Genomic DNA, 18,098 nt, shown 5'->3' with positions numbered 1-18,098 from the left:
TCAGACCCATCTATAAAACGGCAGATCGCCGCCAAATCTCACCATTTGTGCGGATTCTCAATCATGCCTTTTCCAAAAAACCCGTCTCCAAAAAGGACGATATGGGCCTATTCCTTGCCGTCAGCGCTGCTGCTGATGGCACCTTTCGATATCCTTGCCTCGCTGGCCATGGACATCTACCTGCCGGTGGTTCCGCTGATGCCGGAAGCTCTCGGCACATCGCCCTCGGTCATCCAGCTGACGCTGAGCCTGTATATGATCACCCTTGGCCTCGGCCAGCTTGTGTTCGGCCCGATCTCGGACCGGATCGGCAGGCGCCCGGTGCTGCTTGGCGGTGGACTGCTGTTCGCGGGCGCTTCCGTGGCGCTCGGCGGCACGTCTTTGGCCACCGCCTTCGTCACGCTGCGTATCGTGCAGGCGATCGGCGCGTCCGCCGTTCTGGTCGCGACCTTCGCGACGGTGCGCGACGTCTATGCAGAGCGCCCCGAAGGCACGATCATCTATGGCCTGTTCAGCGCGATGCTGGCTTTCGTGCCGGCATTGGGGCCGATCGCCGGCGCAGTGATCGGCAAGGGTTTCGGCTGGCGAGCGATCTTCGTCACGCTCTGCATCCTGGCCACGGCCGCCACGTTCCAGGCCTGGCTGCGCTGGCACGAGACGCGGCCCTCGAACAGCTTTGGCCCGGTTCCTGCTTTCGGTCCGATCCTGCGCAGCTTCGCCTTCTGGACCTATACGCTTGGTTTCGCCGCGGCCATGGGCACGTTCTTCGTGTTCTTCTCGACGGCGCCGCGCGTGCTCATCGATCGTGCCGGCTTTACCCAGGTCGGGTTCAGCCTTGCCTTTGCGACTGCAGCACTGGCGATGATCGTGACAACGCGATTGGCCAGGCCGCACATCGCGCGCTGGGGCACTGCGGGCAGCTTGGCGCGCGGTATGGCGATGCTGCTTCTCGGCGCATCGATGCTGGCAATCGGCCAGTTGTTCGCCGCACCCTCCTTCGCGAGCTTCGTCCTGCCGATGTGGGTGATGGCGGTGGGCATCGTCCTTGCCGGATCGGTCACCGCCAACGGCGCGCTTGAAGCATTCGGGAATATCGCGGGAACCGCGGCGGCGCTATATTTCTGTGCCCAGAGCCTGATTGTCGGCATTATGGGTACATTGTTCGTCATCCTCTTGGGAGGCGACACCGCATGGCCGCTGGCCGGCTACGCCACGGTGCTCGCGGCAACGACGCTAGGTGCATTGAGGCGTCTTCAGAACCGGCGACGAGCCGCCAACTGAAAAATCGCAGGGACTTGGGCGGGTGCGCTCAGGCCCCTGCGCGTTTGCGGCGCTCGTAAAGCATGACCAGCGTTTCCGCCGTCAGTGCCGGCTTTTCCTCGCCTTCGATCTCGACGGTGTTGGCTGCCTTCATCAGGTATTGGCCGGGGCCTCTGTCTTCCATGGAAAGCAAGACCGTGCGCAGCCTGATGCGTGCTCCGACCTTGACCGGCGCGAGGAAACGCACCTTGTCGAAGCCGTAGTTGAAGGCGGCCTGCGTATTCTCGGGCACGATCCCCATGCCCAGCGCCAGCGCGCCGATGATCGACAGCGTCAGGTAGCCATGCGCGATCGTCGTGCGGAACGGGCTTTGCCGCCGCGCCCGCTCGGGATCGACATGGATCCATTGATGGTCGCCAGTGCATTCGGCGAACTGGTTGATACGGTTCTGGTCGACCGTGGTCCATTCCGAGACGCCCAGTTCCTGCCCGGACATCGTTCTCAACTGCTCGTAGGTCGGCGGCGTTTTAGGCCGTACTTCAGTCATTCCTGCTTTCCCGATAGCTTGCAGTGCCTCCGGACCACGAACGGACGGCTCCTGTCAATTCGCCTTGCGTGAATCCGTTCCGCCGAATTCCGGCTGAATCGTGCCATGCCGCCTGACGCGTGGCGCCGATGCAACTATGCGCAAGGGATAAGGAGTGCCGACGACCCGCGTGGGGATGCGGACAACGGCGCACGCAGACCTATTTCTTCTCGTAGCCGGCGCGGATTTCCTCCATCGCCTCCTTGATCCGCGCGCGCAGGATGTCGATCGATTCGGTGCCGGATTTCCGGGCCAATTCAGCCACTTCGCCGGCATTCTTGAGCGCCGCCTCGAACGATTTCCTGGCGAACTCCGTCTGCTTGGCCATGAGCTCCTGTGGATTGCCCGGCGCCCGATAGCTTTGCGCCACGTCGGCAACCTCGCGCAACGTGTCCTGCAGCATCTCGCGTTGCCTCGACAACAGCGAGGTCGCTCCGGCTGCGCCGGCTCGCGCCGCCTTTTCCAGCGCTTCCAGGTTCTTGCGGTGATGGGCGAGGATCGCCTCGACATCGACATTGGGCACCTTCAGGTCGCGGCCGAATTTGCCGAACATGTCCATGAAGGAATCGGATTCCGGTTGTTTTGCCATGACTTCTTCTCCCCTGTCGCCGCGGATGCGGGCGCCCTTGCCGGAGAATAGCACTCGCGTGTCACGAGTCCATTCGGACACAGGCATGGCGATCGACATGGAATCAATTGACCGGGAGCAGCAGCTCGATCGTATAAAGCACTATGCCCGCCAGCCCGCCGATGATCATGCCATTGAAGCGGATGTACTGCAGGTCTCGGCCAATGTTCATCTCGATCAGCCGCGTCAGTTGGGCAAGGTCCCAGCGCTTGACCTGATCGGCGATGAATTTCGACACGCCGCTCTTCTGGCTCTCGACGAAGGAGGCCAGCGCCACGACGAAGCCCTGGTTCATGTCGGCCCGGATCTGCGCATCGCCGGCAAGATGCCGGCCGACCTCGACGAACATGTTGGCGAGATGCGCGCGGATCACCGAATTCGGCGCCTTGGCGTCCTGCTCGATGAACAGGCTGAGACTCTCCCACATGTCGCCGGCCAGCGCCCTGACTTCGGGGCGGGCGAGGAAATCGTGCTTCATCTTCTCGGCACGCTTTGCATATTGCTTGGACGTCCGCAGCCGCTCGACGAAGCCTTGCGCGAAACGATCGAACTCGGCCCGCATCGGATGGTCGGGATCGGCCCGCACCTCGTCGAGCAAGGAACCCGCCGAGGCGACGATCTTCTTCAGGAGATAGGCGTCTGCGCGGAACAGGTTGAACAGCGACGGCAATTCCTCGCGGATTTTCTCGCGCATCGTCGCCAGCGCCTGTTCATCATTGAGGAAGCGTCCGACCACCTTGATGAATTCGTCGAACAGTTTCTGGTGGCGACGATCGTCGGTCAGCGCCGACAGGAGTTCCGCCGCCAGCGGCGCCAGCGGCACCTTTTCGATCTGTTCGAGCATGCGGCTGGTGACGAAGCCGCGCAGGCCGGATTGTTCGACGGCCGCAAGTGTCTGCGGCACCAGCCGAACCACGAAGCGCGACAGGCCAGCGGCGCGTTCGGCATCAGTCAGCCAGTCGGCGACGAGTGCGGCAAAATCGACCTCGGCCAGTTTCTCCCGCACCGGCTCCGGCGCCAGGAAATTGCCTTCGATGAAACGGCCGAGATTGTCCGCGATCCGGTTCTGGTTTTCCGGGATGATGGCGGTGTGCGGGATCGGCAGGCCGAGCGGCCGCCTGAACAGCGCCACCACCGCGTACCAGTCTGCCAGGCCGCCAATGGTCGCCGCCTCTGCGAAGGCAGCGACGAACCCCAGCCACGGATAGGTGTTTTGGAACGACTTGGCCAAGGCGAACACCAGCACGCAAACCGCCAGCGCGGCCGTGGCGATGAATTTGGTCCGCCGCAGCGCCGAGAGCTTGGCGGCCGCATCGGCATCGAAACGGACAGGCGCCAGGGACGAAGCCGATTGTGACATGGACGAATTGCTCCTCGTCGATTTCTGGTCGACCACTGGTCGATCTCGGGGTCGATCTCCGGCCTATCTAGGGTTTCATCAGCCGAAATGCCCGTGACGACCAGCTTTCCCCGCGTCCCGCCCGGTTGCGCACATAAAGTTGACGAGAATATTCATCTATAATGCGAAGCTAGTCTGGAATTATTCCAAGGTATAAGCCATATTCGGGCCAAGGCCAGCGTGCGACTCCGAAACTTCCGGATCACAGCCGCGCCAGCAAAAGTTCTGGAATCTGGCGTGGTTGCACCGCGCCGGCGCCTAGTGAGGACAAAAAATGCGGCTTACACGCCAGACCAATTATGCCATGCGCATCCTGATGTATTGTGCCGCCAACAACGATCGGCTGAGCCGCATTCCCGAAATCGCGGCCGCCTATTCGGTATCGGAACTGTTCCTGTTCAAGATCTTGCAGCCGCTGGTCGAGCATGGCCTGGTCGAGACGGTGCGCGGCCGCAATGGCGGCGTCAGGCTTGGCCGTGCCGCCGAGGCGATCAGCCTCTTTGACGTCGTGCGCGTCACCGAGGAAAGCTTCGCCATGGCCGAATGCTTCGAGAACGATGCGGCCGAGTGCCCGCTGGTCGACAGCTGCGCGTTGAATTCAGCGCTGCGCGAGGCGCTCAACGCCTTCTTCGCCGTGCTTTCCCGCTACACGATCGCCGATATGGTGGCGGCACGGCCGAACGTGCGTAACCTGCTTGGCATCGACATGCTGGAACGCCGCGCCCCGGCGGCCTGAGCTTCTTTCTCCCCGTTCCACGGGGAGAAATGCCCGGCAGGGCAATGAGGGGCAGCGCCGACTTCGACAATTGAGGCGTCACTGCCGGAAGCGCAGGAAGCCAGCCTCACCTGAATATCAACCGACCGACGATTGCGGCAGCACGAACGGCATATTTCCGGCCGGCAACACACCGACCCTGAGCCGGCAGTCGAACACTTTCTCGATCAAATCGTCGCTCAGCACCTCTTGCGGCGAGCCGGTCGCGGCCAGCCGGCCGCGATGCATGACAAAGATGCGGTCGGCATACATGGCCGTCAGATTGAGGTCGTGCAGGATGGCGACCACGCCGCCACCCCTTCTGGCGAAGTCGCGGGCGATGTTCATGATGATCAGCTGGTGCTTGATGTCGAGGCTGGAAACAGGCTCGTCGAGGAATAGATAGCGCGGCTTGCCATCGAGGACTGGCGCCCAGACCTGGCACAGCACGCGCGCAAGCTGGACGCGCTGCTGCTCGCCGCCCGAAAGCTCCTGGTAGAAGCGCCCGGCAAAACCGTCGAGGTCGACGCGAGCCAACGCCCGCTCCGGCAGCCGCGCATCCTCGCCAGGCAAGGCACCCGAGCGGCCGCCGACGAGGCCGAGCTTGACCACCTCGCGCACGGTGAATGGAAACGACAGCGTCGTCGCCTGCGGCAGGACCGCGCGATGGACTGCAATCTCGACTGGCTTCATCGCCGCAAGGTCGCGGCCGTTGAGCGCGATGCGCCCTGTATGGGCAAGCTCGCCGGACAACGCCTTCAGGAAGGTCGTCTTGCCCGAGCCGTTGGGGCCGACGATCGCCGCGATTTCGCCGGGTCGCGCATCGAAATCGACACCGCCGACGATACGTTTGCCGGCGATATCAACCGAAACATCTCTTGCCTCGATCATCCCAGCCTCACAAATCCCGAATTTCACAGGTCAATGACGCCTCGCTTGCGCAGCAGGATCCACAGGAAGAACGGCGCGCCGGCGACCGCGGTGACAATGCCGATCGGCAGTTCCGCCGGCGCCACGATGGTACGTGCGACGGCATCGGCAAGCAGCAGCAGCGAGGCCCCGAGCAGTGCCGAGGCCGGCAAAAGATAACGATTGTCCGGACCGATCAGCAGGCGCAGCAGATGCGGCACGACGATGCCGACGAAGCCGATACCGCCGCTGACGGCGACTGACGCCCCGACCGCTGCCGAGACACCGATGATGGCCGTATACTTCAGCCGCTGTACCGGAATGCCGAGATGGCCGGCGGTCGCCTCGCCCAACGCCAGCGCGTTCAGCCCGCGCGCCAGGAACGGCATCGCTGCCAATGCCAGTATGATGATCGGCCCGACGGAACCGATCTTCTGCCAGGTTGCGCCACCGAGCGATCCCAATTGCCAGAAGGTCAGGTCGCGCAACTGGCGATCGTCCGCCATGAAGATGAGGATGCCGGTCAGCGCCATGGCAAGGGCTGCCAGCGCGATGCCGGCCAGCAGCATGGTGGCGACCGAAGTTTGCCCGCGTCGCGTGGCGACCTGATAGAGCACAAGTGTCGTGGCAAGACCGCCGAAGAAGGCGGCCAGCGGCAGCGCGAGCGTGCCGAACAAGGCTGTCACCGGCGCCAGTACCGTCGTGCCAAGCACGATGACGGCCACCGCGCCAAGGCTGGAGCCGGCGGAAACGCCGATCAGGCCGGGGTCGGCCAGTGGATTGCGGAACAGTCCCTGCATGACGGCGCCGGAGACCGCGAGCGCCGCGCCGACCAGCATGCCGAGGATGATGCGCGGCAAGCGGATGTCGTAGACGATCAGGTTGTCACGCGCGCTCAGCGCCGCATCACCCGGGACGGCTCCAAGCAGCCAGTCTCTGAGAACATTGACGGCCGAAGCATCCGATGCCCCTGACGTGAGCGACAAAAGCACGGCGGCCGCGAGCCCGAGGCACAACAAGAGGATGACGATGCGGGCGCGGCCCGAGCGGTCGCCTTCGGATGCATTCGCCATCACCTTCACCGGGCCGGCGATCGATTGATCGACCATGATGCGCCCGCTCAGTCCGTGACCTGCGCGCCATAGAGCGAGACGGCGAGCTCGTGTATGGCTTCAGCCGTGCGCGGCCCGAAGCCGAGCAGATAGCCGCCATCGATGCGGATAACCTTGCGCGCGGTTCCGGCCGGCGTCGAGGCAACAGACGGATTGCCGAACAATTCGTCGTCCGACACCGGTGGTCCGGCATTGCTCATCATCAGGATCACGTCCGGCCTGGCGGTGATGATCGCCTCGTCTGACATCTGCTTGTAGCCGGAAAAGCCATCGACGGCATTGACCCCGCCCGCCAGCTTGACCATGCCGTCGGCAGCGGTATCGCTGCCGGCCGCCAGGATCTTGCCGCCCTGGACCGACAGCACGAACAGGACGCGCTTGCGCTCCTTGATCGAGGCAGTCTGCTTTTCGGCGGCGGTGAGCCTGGCATCGAGGTCCCTGGCCAGCACCTCGGCCTTGGCGTCGGCGCCCAGCGCCTTGCCGACGATACGAACCTTCTCCAGGATGCCCTCACGGCTATAATGTTCAGGCACTTCGATGAAGGGGATGCTCGCCTTCTTCAGCACGTCGACGGCTTCCTTGGGACCGCTGCCCTGCAACGCCAGGATGCCGGTCGGATTGACCGACAGCACACCTTCCGGCGACAGCGCGCGCATATAGCCGACATCGGGCAGATCGAACGCCGCCTTCGGATAGCGGCTGCTGGAGTCGCGCGCCACCAGTCGTTTCTCCTCGCCAAGCGCATAGACGATCTCGGTGATCGAACCGCCTATGGCGACGATCTTCGAGGTGTCCGTGAAAATCGAGACGCCTTCGGTGGCGGCAGCCGGCTGCAGCATGGCAAAAACGAGGGAAAGGCCGACCATTGCGCCACGCATGGTCGGCGATTTCGAAAGAAAAGACATCGTTTTGTTCCTCAGGCTGCCGTCGGGTTCGGGATGCGCGGCAGGTTCTCGGCCAGGAAGCGCCAATCGTCGCGCTCGCTTTCGCCTTCATGGCGCTTGCCGAAGAACTGAATGATCATCTCGCCGTCGGCGGCGTAGACCTCGAGCGAGGTGACATGGCCGTCCTTGGTCGGCTTGCGCACCGCCCAGACTTCATGGATGTGATCGGTGCGCAGGTGCAGATGGAAGGTCTCGTCGAGCACGTTGATCCACGGCCCCATCGGCTTGATCGACCTGACCGGTCCGGAATGGATCTGGATGCAGCCGCGGTTTCCGACGAAGCACATGATCGGCATCTCGCCTTCGGAGGCGTGATGGAACATGGCACGGACAGCGTCATTGTCGAGCAGCCAGGCATAGTCCGTTCCGACCATGCGCACAGCCTGGCGACGGCTGAGCTTCAATGTCTTCAGCATGCCGAAGAACTGGTGCACATCGGTCAGCCGGCTCCAGCGGTCGCGCAGGTCGTCAAGATTGGCGGTGATTGCTCCGGCCTCGCTCTCATCATCCGGGATTGGTCCCGAAATATCGATCGTCGGCTCCTGGTTCGACGATGCCAGCGCGGCGACCAGCTTCTGGTAGGCATAGAGGCTGGAGGCCGGGCGGAGATGCACCTTATGCACCGCTTCGCCCGCCTCGTCGAAGAACTGCAGGCTGCGGCGGATCTCTTCGCCGTCACGCTTTTCCACCGCGAAGCCATGCGCCCAGACTTTCGGGAAGATGCGCAGGTCGATGTTCTCGCCAAGCACCATGGCATTGTGGTTGCCGGTGACCACCTTGTCATAGACGCCGATCTTTTCGTGGACCGCGCTTTCATTACGGGTCAGGGCCATCACCTCGCCGACGGCCTCGAGGCCGGTCAGAAGGTCGTTGACGCGCGGCTCGACGCGCACGACGCCGTCGCCGCAATGTGCGGCCACCAGTTCGGCCTCCGAAATGCCGAGCTGAGCGGCAAGGTCACGCTCGCGCGCTTTCGGATTGTCCGTCCGTGCCCGCCGGATTTCATGCGGGGCGGGTTTTACGCGCTGGTCCATGTCTTGACCCCTGATACCTTTTTACTTGTTGAGAATGAGCTTGCCCTGCCGGGTGATCTTCAGCCGGTAGAGCGCACCATGATGCTCGATGCCGATCTCGTGCTCGCCCTGGAACAGCGTGTTGCTGGACAGCGTTCGCACCGCCAGCGGGATCCGGTCGAAGCGGGTGGAGGCATCATCGGAACGCCGGACGCGATAACGAAAATCGTTGGGATTGTGCGTGTTCATCTGGGTCGATCCCTTTCCTGTGCCGGGCATCTGGCTAGGCGTTGCGTAATTGCCGATTCATTTCTTGACTTGAATAATCATGTTTATTAGTCAGTGCAATACCGGAGCAAATGAGTCAACATTTAACACGCCGGACACGATGAAAAATGCCAGCCAGCCCCGGGCCAGCCAGCATGAAACCTGGAATTTGGAGTTGGGGCATGGGGTTGGTGAACTGGGAATGGCGTGGCCGGTCGGCGGCGAGCGGGATGGCGGCTTTGTTGGCAAGCGTGGCGGTCATCGCCCTGTCCGCGCCGGCAGCCCGCGCCCAACAGGCAACGCAGCCGGCGGGCGATCAAACGGATCAATCGAAGAAGGCTGACCAGGAAAAAGCAGTACCCGCGGGTGCGACGCTGCTCGACAAGATCCTGGTGCTCAGCCGCACCGGCGAAACAGCGATCGAATCACTGGCCTCGGCCAGCCATATCGATCAGGAACAGCTGGACCGTCGCATGGCGACGACGCCGAACGAGATGCTGCTCGGCGTGCCCGGTGTCGCCGCGCAGGCCGACGCCAGGCGTGTCAGCACCAGCATCAACATCCGCGGCTTGCAGGATTTTGGCCGTGTCGCCGTCATCGTCGACGGCGCGCGCCAGGATTTCCAGCGGTCCGACCACGGCACGCAGTCGACCTTCTATATCGATCCCGAACTCGTCAAATCCGTCGATGTGATCCGTGGTCCTGTCGCCAACACCTACGGTTCGGGCGCCATTGGCGGCGTCGTCTTCTTCGACACGAAGGATGCCTCGGATTTTCTCAAGCCTGAAGAGACGTGGGCCGGCTCCGTCACCGGACGCTACGAGAGCAACGGCAAGGGCTGGAGCACCAGTGCCACCGGCGCCTATCGTCTCAACGAGAATTGGGATGTGCTGGGCAATATCGTCTACCGCAACTATGACGACTACAAGGATGGTGGCGGCGACACCGTCAAGGGCACCGGCTTCGACGTGCTGAGTGGCCTGCTCAAGACCACCATCCGCCCGACCGACAACAGCGAACTGAAGCTCGGCTGGGTCGGCTCAAGCGACGGTTGGAACGAGATCAGCGGCGGCGTGCCGATCAATGATGCAGATCTGAAATCCAACACTTTCACGGCTCGCTACAACATCACCGACGAAGACAAGAGCTGGCTCGATCTCCACATCAACACCTCCTACAACAAGACCGATCTCGGCCTGACCAGCCTTGTTCCTCTCAGCCGATTCGATCCCATCACGGGCGATTCCATAATCCTTCCGGTTGGATCGACATCGACATTCGATGTCGGCACGGCGGCGATAGACATCTGGAATACATCGAGATTCGAGACTGGCGGCGTAGCGCACGAACTGACCTATGGCGGCGATTGGGTCAATGATGACGTCAAAACCGGCGGTACCGCGGGCGGAGACAGTTTCTACACACCTTCGGGAAAGCGTAACGTCTCTGGAGCCTACGTTCAGGACAAGCTCACCTGGGAATGGCTCGAAGTCATTGCCGGGCTGCGCTACGACAACTACAGCCTCAAGGACGGCACCCATGAAACGTCAGGTGACCGTCTTTCGCCGCGCATCACCGTCGGCGTCACGCCCTTCGACACGCCAAGCCTGTCGGGGTTGCAGTTCTACGGCACCTATGCGGAGGGCTACCGCTCTCCATCGCTGACCGAGACACTGATCAGCGGCAACCATCCGGCGGGGGTCACCTTCCCGTTCCTGCCCAATCCCAACCTGAAGCCCGAGACCGGCAAGACCGTGGAATTCGGCGTCAACTACAAACAGAATGACATCCTTGAACCCGGCGATGCGCTTCGCATCAAGGCGGCCTACTTCAACAACAATGTGGACGACTACATAGAGGGTACCTCCTTCGGGGCTTCCTTCACCAATCCAGCGAGCGCCTGCCCGGTCGATTGGGACCAGCTCATGAACAACCCCGGCTACATCCCGATCTGCTACCAGTATCAGAATTTTGCCAAGGCCAAGATAAACGGCTTCGAGTTGGAAGGCGTCTATGACGCCGGTTGGGGATATGCTGGCCTCTCTGCCTCGATAACCAATGGTCACACCATTTCCTACACGGGCGTTCGAGCAGACCTCGCCACGATACCGTCCTCTCAGGTCACGGCCCAGCTTGGCCTGCGCTTCCTCGAGGACAAGCTGACCGTCGGCGGCGAAGTGCAATACAATGGCAAGCCGAAGGGCAATGCCGTGGCCACGGACTATACGCTGGTCAACGCCTTCGCCAGCTATCAGGCGACGGACGATCTGAAGGTCGATTTCCGTGCCGATAATCTGTTCGACGTCAAATACGCCAACCCGTTGAACGGCAGCACGACAGTTGCGGTCTATGAGCCGGGCATAACGTTGAAGCTGGCGGCAACCATGCGTTTTGGAGGCTGATGGTCATGAAGAGCTTGACGGCATCACTTCGTCTGCTGACCTCGACGTTTGCGATGTCGCTGGCGATGGTTCCGGCGTGGGCTGAAGGGTCCGCGCCGGTCCCCGCACTGACCCTCGAACTGAACGCGGCGCAACCTTCCGACAAGGGTTGCCGGCTGACATTCCTGGTCAACAACAACCTCGGCGCCGGCCTCTCCAAGGCGGCATTCGAGATCGCGCTGTTCAACGAGGCTGGCGTCGTCGACCGGCTGACCGTGCTCGACTTCAAGGATTTGCCGGAAGGCAAGACCAAGGTGACGCGCTTTGATCTCGCCGGCACCGATTGCACCAAGATCAGCCGCGTTCTGATCAACAGCGCGACGGAATGCGCCGGCACCGGCGTCGAGCCGAACGCCTGCATGCGCAGGCTGAAGACCGACACCAAGACCGGCATCGCTTTCGGCGTCTAAGGTGGGGCTGCACACCGCGTTCACACAAGACACCGCGGCATGGTCCATGGCCGGCTGCGGTCTGCCGCCGTGCGGGGCAATCGATCTTGATTTGACAACACTGTGTGGGCCGCTGCAGTTTCCGGCCCGCAACATGCAGGAAGTCAGTCCCCTCCCCGACGCTGGCGGCGAGCTGGCGATAGCGCCGGCCGAGCCGCTTGCCCAGACGCGACCGCAAGCCGGCAACGGCAAGTGGGCGACGGCGATTATCATCTCCGGTCTGCTCCATGCCGCGGCAGCGGCGGCCTTTCTGGTCTCGCCCGCCGGCACATTCGATTTCCAGGATGCGGAGCAGTCGGAAGGCAGCAATCAGACAGGTGACAGGGTCGCCGGCAGCGCACTGGACAAGGACCCCGCGGCAGTGAACGTCAGGCTGGTGCCGAGCCCTCGGCCGGCCAGGCCACATCAGGCAAAGCCTGCCAGACCAGCGCCGCCGGCAAAACCTTCGCGGCCCGAGCAGGAAACCGTGAACCAAGCTCCCGAGCCAACAAAGGAGGCGGCAAAGCAACTGCCCCAGCCTTTGCCGGAAGCTGTCAAAGAGCAAGCGGTCACGCCGGACGTACTGGTGGCGGCGGCCCCGCGCCCCGATGACCAAAGCGTGGCTGCCGAGGCCGAAACGCCGGCACAGCCAAGAGCCCAGGCCGAAACCATCAAAATGCCTGTCGCCGTTCCGGACCAGCCGCCGATCCCCAGCGCCAGGCCAACGCCGGCGGCGATCCCTTCAAAAGCAGCGGATGAGAAGCGCGGCACCGCTGACGGCCAGGACCTGCTGGCTCAAGCGGCCAGCAAGGGCAAGAAACAGGAAGAGCCAGGCAGCGCCGCGGAAGACAGCTACCGGGGCGATGTGATCAGAAAGCTCAGCCGCGTCAATCGAGCCGTCCCGCCTTCCCTGCAACTGACCGCGCGCAACAATGCCGTTGTGACATTCGTTATCAGCAGCAAAGGCGGCATTGATGACCTGCGAATCCTGGAAAGCTCCGGATCGCCAAACTTCGACCAGATCGTGCTTGGCATCGTCCGCAAGGCGGCGCCGTTCCCGCCTATTCCGCCCAAAATCGGCAGCAGCCTGGAGTTTACCGGCGCTATCGGGCCGTTTTGAATGTCCCGCCTTCAACCATCAACAGTCCGCAATCCATTGATTGAAAAAGGAAATCCCATGTACATCGCCATGAACCGCTTCAAGGTGCAGAACGGCTCGGAAGCCGATTTCGAAGCCGTATGGAAGAACCGCGATTCCAGCCTTGCCGAGATGAAGGGTTTTCGGGAATTCCACCTGCTGCGCGGCCCGGTCAACGAGACCGAAGGCTATACGCTGTTTGCCTCGCACACCGTGTGGGCAAGCCAGGACGATTTTGTCGCCTGGACCAGATCGGAGAATTTCCGCGCGGCCCACAGGAATGTCGGCACGACGAAAGTCCACTATCTCGGCCATCCGCTATTCGAGGGCTTCTCCGTCGTCGAGGGTGCCTGACGTGGCTTTGCGCGAGCGACTGTGAGCACCCGGAACCCTCGTCATGGTCGCGTGGAACCGCGCCCACCCAGCCGACGCAGCCATTGGGCAATGTGCATGCGCAGCCACTGCCAGGGCCGTCCCCGGGTCAGGTCTCGCATCAGTCGCGGATCGTCGGCCAGCTCCCTGAACTGACGCACATGCTGCTTCAGGAATGCGGGTACGAACTTGCGCCCGTTGACATCACTGAGCCAGGCTGAATTCTCCAGCACATAGTCGACGACATCCGCCGCCAATATGCTCCTGTAGGCCCGGTAGCCAGATGTTTGCCCCACATGGCCGCCGGCAAACGCAGCGCCAGTGGAGGACAGGTTCGACCCGTGCAGGCGGTAGAGGCTGAGGCCTTCGGACAGGATGAGGCTACCACCGGCCAGATGCGCGCACGTGGCCGTCAGATAATCCGTACCCACCTTGGCCTTGAACGGGAAGGACAAGACCGATTCCAGCGCGCCACGCCGATACATGATCGCAGAGCATGGTGACCATAGCCAGCCAGTTGTCGCAGGCGTGAAATAGGTCACCGGATGCTTCGATGCGTAGGCAATCCCGGACGCTATATCGGCAAGCTGGCCACCAGGCGCAATGGCGACGCCATTGTCATCAACGCCGGAGCGCGGTTTGCGCAAGGCAAGGAAAGTGCCGCTCAGCAAGGTGCCGCTGCCATCGACCAGGAACACATCGGAGCTCGATAGCGCGGCCGAATGTGTTGCGTTGAGGTGGGCGGACAGATGCGCCAGGAGAAAATCCGGCAGCCACGCATCGTCGGCATCGAGAAATACCACGAAAGGCGCGTCGGTCGCGGCGAAGCCATCGCGGAATCCCGCGATCTGCCCGCCATTCTGCGAGCGCGCCAGCAGGCGCAGGCGCGGATCGTCTATGGCAGCCAGAAGCTCGCGGATATGGTCGGCCGAGCCGTCGGTCGAGGCGTCGTCGACAATGATGCAGTTCCAGTTCCGATAGGTCTGCGCCAACACCGAGCGGATCGCCTGTTCGACATAGGCTCGGTAATTGTAGCAGGTGATGACCACCGCCACGCGCGGCAGCTCAAACGGTGGGGACTTGTTACTCATCTGATCGGTTGCCCCGCTCGAATTGCCGGCCACGTTTATCCCCGGCAACTCGACATAAGGCAAGCGAGGTACGAATAGTCCTTATGCTGCCGCCAGCAGGCTGGCATTACCGCCGGCCGCGGTCGTGTCGACGCAGACGGCCCGCTCATGCGCATAGGCCGCCGGGTTGAGCACTTCGCTCACCAGCGGCACGATCGGGCCAGTCCTCTCGGCAATGACCTTGCGCACGATGCGCGCGGCTTCCGGCGTGCCCGAAAAAGCGACGACATCGACGCGCAGCGAGCGCGCCTCGATCGGATCAGGCCGGCCATCTATTGCCGCGAGCGGCAGCCCCTTGCCGGTCAACGCCGAAAGCGCCGCTGGCGCCCCAGGGGCAACGGCCAGCACCGCATTGCCGGCGGCAAGCGCCTGGATCGTCTGGGCAAGCAGCGTGTCGGCATCCGGCCCCAGGCACAGCACGCGGCCGCGCGGCGACAGCGACAGCGTGTTGGCCTCACCGGTCGGCCCGGGCAGATCGACCTGGCCGAAATCGATACCAGCGGCGGCCCCGATGGCGGCAGCTCCCTTGCCGCGCAGGTGCTTCCTCAGGATGGCGATCCGGTCCGGGCGCGTCGACCAGCCGCCCAGCGTGGGATCGGGCAGATTGTCGGCCAGTTCGGTCGCTGTCACCTTGTGGCCATCCTGCAAATGGGTGCCCGCCTCCGGCCCCTTGCGGAAGCGACGGAGATAATGCGGTCCGCCGGCCTTCGGGCCGGTGCCCGACAGCCCCTCGCCGCCAAAGGGTTGCGAACCGACGACAGCGCCGATCTGGTTGCGGTTGACATAGATGTTGCCGGCATGGATGCCGTCGACGAAATGCTGAACGCGCCCCTCGATGCGGGTATGCAGGCCAAAAGTCAGGCCATAGCCCTTGCGGTTGATGGCGGCGATCACGGCGTCGATCTCATCGGCGTCGAATGTCGCGACATGCAGCACCGGCCCGAACACTTCCCGCTCCATCTCCTCGATGCCCTTGACCCTGAACACATGCGGCGCGACGAAGCGGCCATCCTTCGGCGCCTCGAGCTTGGCGATCAGCCGGCCCTCGAGGCCCATCTTGGAGCAATAGTCGCTGATCGAAGCCTGTGCCTCATCGTCGATGACCGGGCCGACATCGGTCGAAATTTGCCAGGGATCACCGATGTTGAGCGCTTCCATGGCGCCCTTCAGCATCTCCAGCATCTTCTTCTCGACGTCTTTCTGCACATAGAGCACTCGCAGCGCAGAGCAGCGCTGGCCGGCGCTCTGGAAGGCCGAGGCCAGGATGTCGCGCACCGCCTGTTCGGGCAGCGCGGTGGAATCGACGATCATCGCGTTGAGACCGCCGGTCTCGGCGATCAGCATGGCGTCCGGTACCGCGGTCTCGGCTAACTGCTTTTCGATCAGCTTGGCGACCTCGGTCGAGCCTGTGAAGCAGACACCGGCAATGCGCGGGTCGGCGGTCAGCGGCGCGCCGACCGATGGGCCGTCGCCGGGCAGGAGTTGGATGACGTCCTCCGGCACGCCGGCCTCGCGCAGCAGTTCGACGGCGCGGAAGGCGATCAGCGGTGTCTGCTCGGCCGGCTTGGCGATCACCGAATTGCCGGTGACCAGCGCCGCCGCGATCTGGCCGGTGAAGATGGCGAGCGGGAAATTCCACGGCGAAATGCAGACGATGGCGCCGCGCGCCTGCGTGCCCGCCTCGGCGTTTGCCGCCTCGGCTGCGTAATAGCGCAGGAAATCGACGGCTTCGCGCACTTCCGCCACGCCGTCGGCCAGCGACTTGCCGGCCTCGCGGGTGGCCAGCGCGAAGAACTCGACGGCATTGGCTTCATAGAGATCGGCGGCCCGGTCGAGGATGGCGGCGCGCTCGGCAACGGGGCGCTTTGCCCAAGCCGGCTGCGCTTCCACCGCAATGCGCACGGCGGTCGCGACTTGCTTGGCCGCGGCCTCGTGAACGGTGCCGACCACTTCGTCAGGCTTGGCCGGATTGACCACCGGGCGCTGCTTGCCATAGCCGGCGGCCCGCGTGATCGGCTTGGCATGCCAGCGGTCCGGTCCGGCAAAGGCCGCCTTGGCCCTGTCGATCGCCGCCAGCGTCACCGTGTCGGTGATGTCGAATCCCTTCGAGTTGCGGCGGCCAGCGCCAAAAATCTGCGAAGGCCGGGCTATCGCCGGATTGGCGGCGGGGCCCTGGCTTTCGATCGTTTCGAGCGGATCGCGCGCGATGTCCTCCGGCTCGACGTCTTCGTCGGTCAACTGGTGGACAAAGGAAGAGTTGGCGCCGTTTTCCAGCAGCCGGCGGACCAGATAGGCCAGCAGGTCGGAATGCGCACCGACCGGCGCATAGATACGGCAGCGCGTGCCTTCGGCCTGGCGCACCGTCTCGTGCAATGCCTCGCCCATGCCGTGCAGGCGCTGGAACTCGAAGGAATTGCGATCACCCGCCATCGACAGGATGGCGGCGACGGTATGCGCGTTATGGGTGGCGAACTGCGGATAGATGCGGTCGGTCATGCCGAGCAGTTTTTTCGCGCAAGCCATGTAGGAAACGTCGGTGTTGGCCTTGCGGGTGAAGACGGGATAGCCGTCAAGCCCGAGCGTTTGCGCCCGCTTGATCTCGGTATCCCAATAAGCACCCTTGACCAGCCGCACCATGATGGTGCGGTCGTACTTCTTCGCCAGCGCGTAGAGCCAGTCGATAGCGAAGGCCGCACGCGGGCCATAGGCCTGGACGACGACGCCGAAGCCGTTCCAGCCGGCGAGTTCCGGCTCGGCCAGAACCCGCTCGATGACGTCGAGCGAAAGGTCGAGCCGATCCGCCTCCTCGGCGTCGATATTGAGGCCCATGCGCGAATGCCGTGCCGCGAGCGCCAGCGACAACAGGCGCTCGGCCATGACAGGCAGCATCTCTTCCTTCTGCGCCACTTCATAGCGCGGATGCAGCGCCGAGAGCTTCACCGAGATACCATGGTTCTGCCTGATGTCAGGACCGTTCGAGCCGGAATCGAGCGACGAGATCGCATCGGCATAGGCCTTGTGGTAGCGCAGCGCGTCAGCCTCGGTGCGGGCAGCCTCGCCCAGCATGTCGAAGGAATAGAGATAGCCCTTCTGGATCATCGGCCGGCCGCGCTTGACGGCTTCGGCGATGGTGCGGCCGAGCACGAACTGTTCGCCCATTTCACGCATGGCGGCGGCCACCGCTTTGCGGATGACCGGCTCGCCCAGCCGCCGCACCATCGAGCGCAGCGTGCCTTCGATCCCGCCCTCGCCCTCGTCGAGGACACGACCGGTCAGCATCAGCGCCCAGGTCGAGGCGTTGACGAAGATCGAGCTCGAACCACCGGAATGCGCGGACCAATCATGCGGCGCGATCTTGTCGGCGATCAGATCGTCCATCGTCTCGGTGTCCGGCACGCGCAGCAGCGCCTCGGCCAGGCACATCAGCGCCACGCCTTCCTTGGTGGAGAGACCGTAGGCCGAGAGAAAGACCTCCATCAGCCGGGGATCGGACGAGCCGCGCACCGCCTGCACCAGATCGGCGGCGCGGGCCGAGATCGCATTCCGATCTTCTGTCGAGAGTCCTGTCGCCTCGGCCAGCCGCTTCACGGCCTCGTCTTCGTCAGGCAAATAGTTGGCACGGATCTGCTGGCGGATGGTGTCGAGCGGCATGGCGGTCCTGCGGAACGAGCATCGGGGAGCGGGCCGGCGGTCACCGGACCGAATGGCGCAAGCTAG

The 18,098-nt window shown here is 63.3% G+C and carries 16 protein-coding genes; 6 read left to right on the top strand and 10 right to left on the bottom strand.

The genetic code is table 11. The features are described from left to right. Window positions 1-63 precede the first annotated feature (63 nt). Entirely contained in the window at window positions 64-1,281 is a 1,218-nt protein-coding gene (gene cml / locus EB231_RS18540) for a CmlA/FloR family chloramphenicol efflux MFS transporter (RefSeq protein ID WP_172350139.1), read from the top strand. A gap of 28 nt (window positions 1,282-1,309) precedes the next feature. On the opposite strand, the gene EB231_RS18535 is transcribed toward cml, so the two are convergent. The 3 genes from EB231_RS18535 to EB231_RS18525 all read right to left on the bottom strand — a co-directional run bounded on the left by EB231_RS18535 (window position 1,310) and on the right by EB231_RS18525 (window position 3,834). Beyond that, a complete protein-coding gene (locus EB231_RS18535; RefSeq protein ID WP_027043813.1) occupies window positions 1,310-1,807 on the bottom strand; it encodes a MaoC family dehydratase in 498 nt (165 codons plus the stop codon). Window positions 1,808-2,006: 199 nt separating this feature from the next. Further along, window positions 2,007-2,435: a phasin family protein gene (locus EB231_RS18530; protein ID WP_140773084.1), complete on the bottom strand. Its 429-nt coding sequence runs from the start codon at window positions 2,433-2,435 to the stop codon at window positions 2,007-2,009. 103 nt (window positions 2,436-2,538) lie between these two features. Further along, window positions 2,539-3,834 (bottom strand): DUF445 domain-containing protein, encoded by a 1,296-nt coding sequence (locus EB231_RS18525; RefSeq protein ID WP_172350138.1) that lies wholly within the window; start codon window positions 3,832-3,834, stop codon window positions 2,539-2,541. Window positions 3,835-4,147: 313 nt separating this feature from the next. Between EB231_RS18525 and rirA the strand changes: the two genes are divergently transcribed. Continuing rightward, a complete protein-coding gene (gene rirA / locus EB231_RS18520) occupies window positions 4,148-4,609 on the top strand; it encodes an iron-responsive transcriptional regulator RirA (RefSeq protein WP_172350137.1) in 462 nt (153 codons plus the stop codon). Between the two features lie 117 nt (window positions 4,610-4,726). Here rirA and EB231_RS18515 read toward each other — a convergent pair whose 3' ends face one another. From EB231_RS18515 to hemP, 5 genes are read right to left on the bottom strand one after another with little or no spacing between them, the layout of a single operon-like run. Beyond that, window positions 4,727-5,518, bottom strand: a complete 792-nt coding sequence (locus EB231_RS18515; protein WP_172350136.1) for a heme ABC transporter ATP-binding protein — start codon at window positions 5,516-5,518, stop codon at window positions 4,727-4,729. Between the two features lie 23 nt (window positions 5,519-5,541). Next, the gene (locus EB231_RS18510; protein ID WP_172350135.1) at window positions 5,542-6,645 is read right to left on the bottom strand and encodes a FecCD family ABC transporter permease; all 1,104 of its coding nucleotides are present in this window, start codon (window positions 6,643-6,645) and stop codon (window positions 5,542-5,544) included. A gap of 11 nt (window positions 6,646-6,656) precedes the next feature. Then, complete coding sequence (locus EB231_RS18505; RefSeq protein WP_172350134.1) at window positions 6,657-7,553, bottom strand: heme/hemin ABC transporter substrate-binding protein; 897 nt, start codon at window positions 7,551-7,553, stop codon at window positions 6,657-6,659. A gap of 11 nt (window positions 7,554-7,564) precedes the next feature. Next, a complete protein-coding gene (locus tag EB231_RS18500; RefSeq protein WP_172350133.1) occupies window positions 7,565-8,626 on the bottom strand; it encodes a hemin-degrading factor in 1,062 nt (353 codons plus the stop codon). Window positions 8,627-8,647: 21 nt separating this feature from the next. Next, window positions 8,648-8,854: a hemin uptake protein HemP gene (hemP, locus tag EB231_RS18495; RefSeq protein WP_010909946.1), complete on the bottom strand. Its 207-nt coding sequence runs from the start codon at window positions 8,852-8,854 to the stop codon at window positions 8,648-8,650. A 200-nt stretch (window positions 8,855-9,054) separates the two neighbouring features. On the opposite strand from hemP, the gene EB231_RS18490 reads away from it, so the two are divergent. From EB231_RS18490 to EB231_RS18475, 4 genes are read left to right on the top strand one after another with little or no spacing between them, the layout of a single operon-like run. Beyond that, window positions 9,055-11,274 (top strand): TonB-dependent hemoglobin/transferrin/lactoferrin family receptor, encoded by a 2,220-nt coding sequence (locus EB231_RS18490; protein WP_172352955.1) that lies wholly within the window; start codon window positions 9,055-9,057, stop codon window positions 11,272-11,274. 5 nt (window positions 11,275-11,279) lie between these two features. After that, window positions 11,280-11,723 carry a hypothetical protein gene (locus EB231_RS18485; protein ID WP_172350132.1) on the top strand — a complete coding sequence of 148 codons (444 nt, stop codon included), beginning with the start codon at window positions 11,280-11,282 and terminating at the stop codon, window positions 11,721-11,723. 1 nt (window position 11,724) lies between these two features. After that, window positions 11,725-12,861 carry a TonB family protein gene (locus EB231_RS18480; protein ID WP_340163182.1) on the top strand — a complete coding sequence of 379 codons (1,137 nt, stop codon included), beginning with the start codon at window positions 11,725-11,727 and terminating at the stop codon, window positions 12,859-12,861. A 57-nt stretch (window positions 12,862-12,918) separates the two neighbouring features. Beyond that, window positions 12,919-13,233, top strand: a complete 315-nt coding sequence (locus EB231_RS18475; RefSeq protein ID WP_172350131.1) for an antibiotic biosynthesis monooxygenase family protein — start codon at window positions 12,919-12,921, stop codon at window positions 13,231-13,233. Window positions 13,234-13,274: 41 nt separating this feature from the next. Here EB231_RS18475 and EB231_RS18470 read toward each other — a convergent pair whose 3' ends face one another. After that, entirely contained in the window at window positions 13,275-14,342 is a 1,068-nt protein-coding gene (locus EB231_RS18470) for a glycosyltransferase (RefSeq protein ID WP_172350130.1), read from the bottom strand. 81 nt (window positions 14,343-14,423) lie between these two features. After that, window positions 14,424-18,032: a bifunctional proline dehydrogenase/L-glutamate gamma-semialdehyde dehydrogenase PutA gene (putA, locus tag EB231_RS18465; RefSeq protein ID WP_172350129.1), complete on the bottom strand. Its 3,609-nt coding sequence runs from the start codon at window positions 18,030-18,032 to the stop codon at window positions 14,424-14,426. Window positions 18,033-18,098 lie beyond the last annotated feature (66 nt).

It is taken from the genome of Mesorhizobium sp. NZP2298, from assembly GCF_013170825.1.
In the GTDB taxonomy this organism is placed as follows: domain Bacteria; phylum Pseudomonadota; class Alphaproteobacteria; order Rhizobiales; family Rhizobiaceae; genus Mesorhizobium.
The sequence above is the reverse complement of the archived record's forward strand: the minus strand, read 5'-3'. Positions and strand labels throughout refer to the sequence as shown.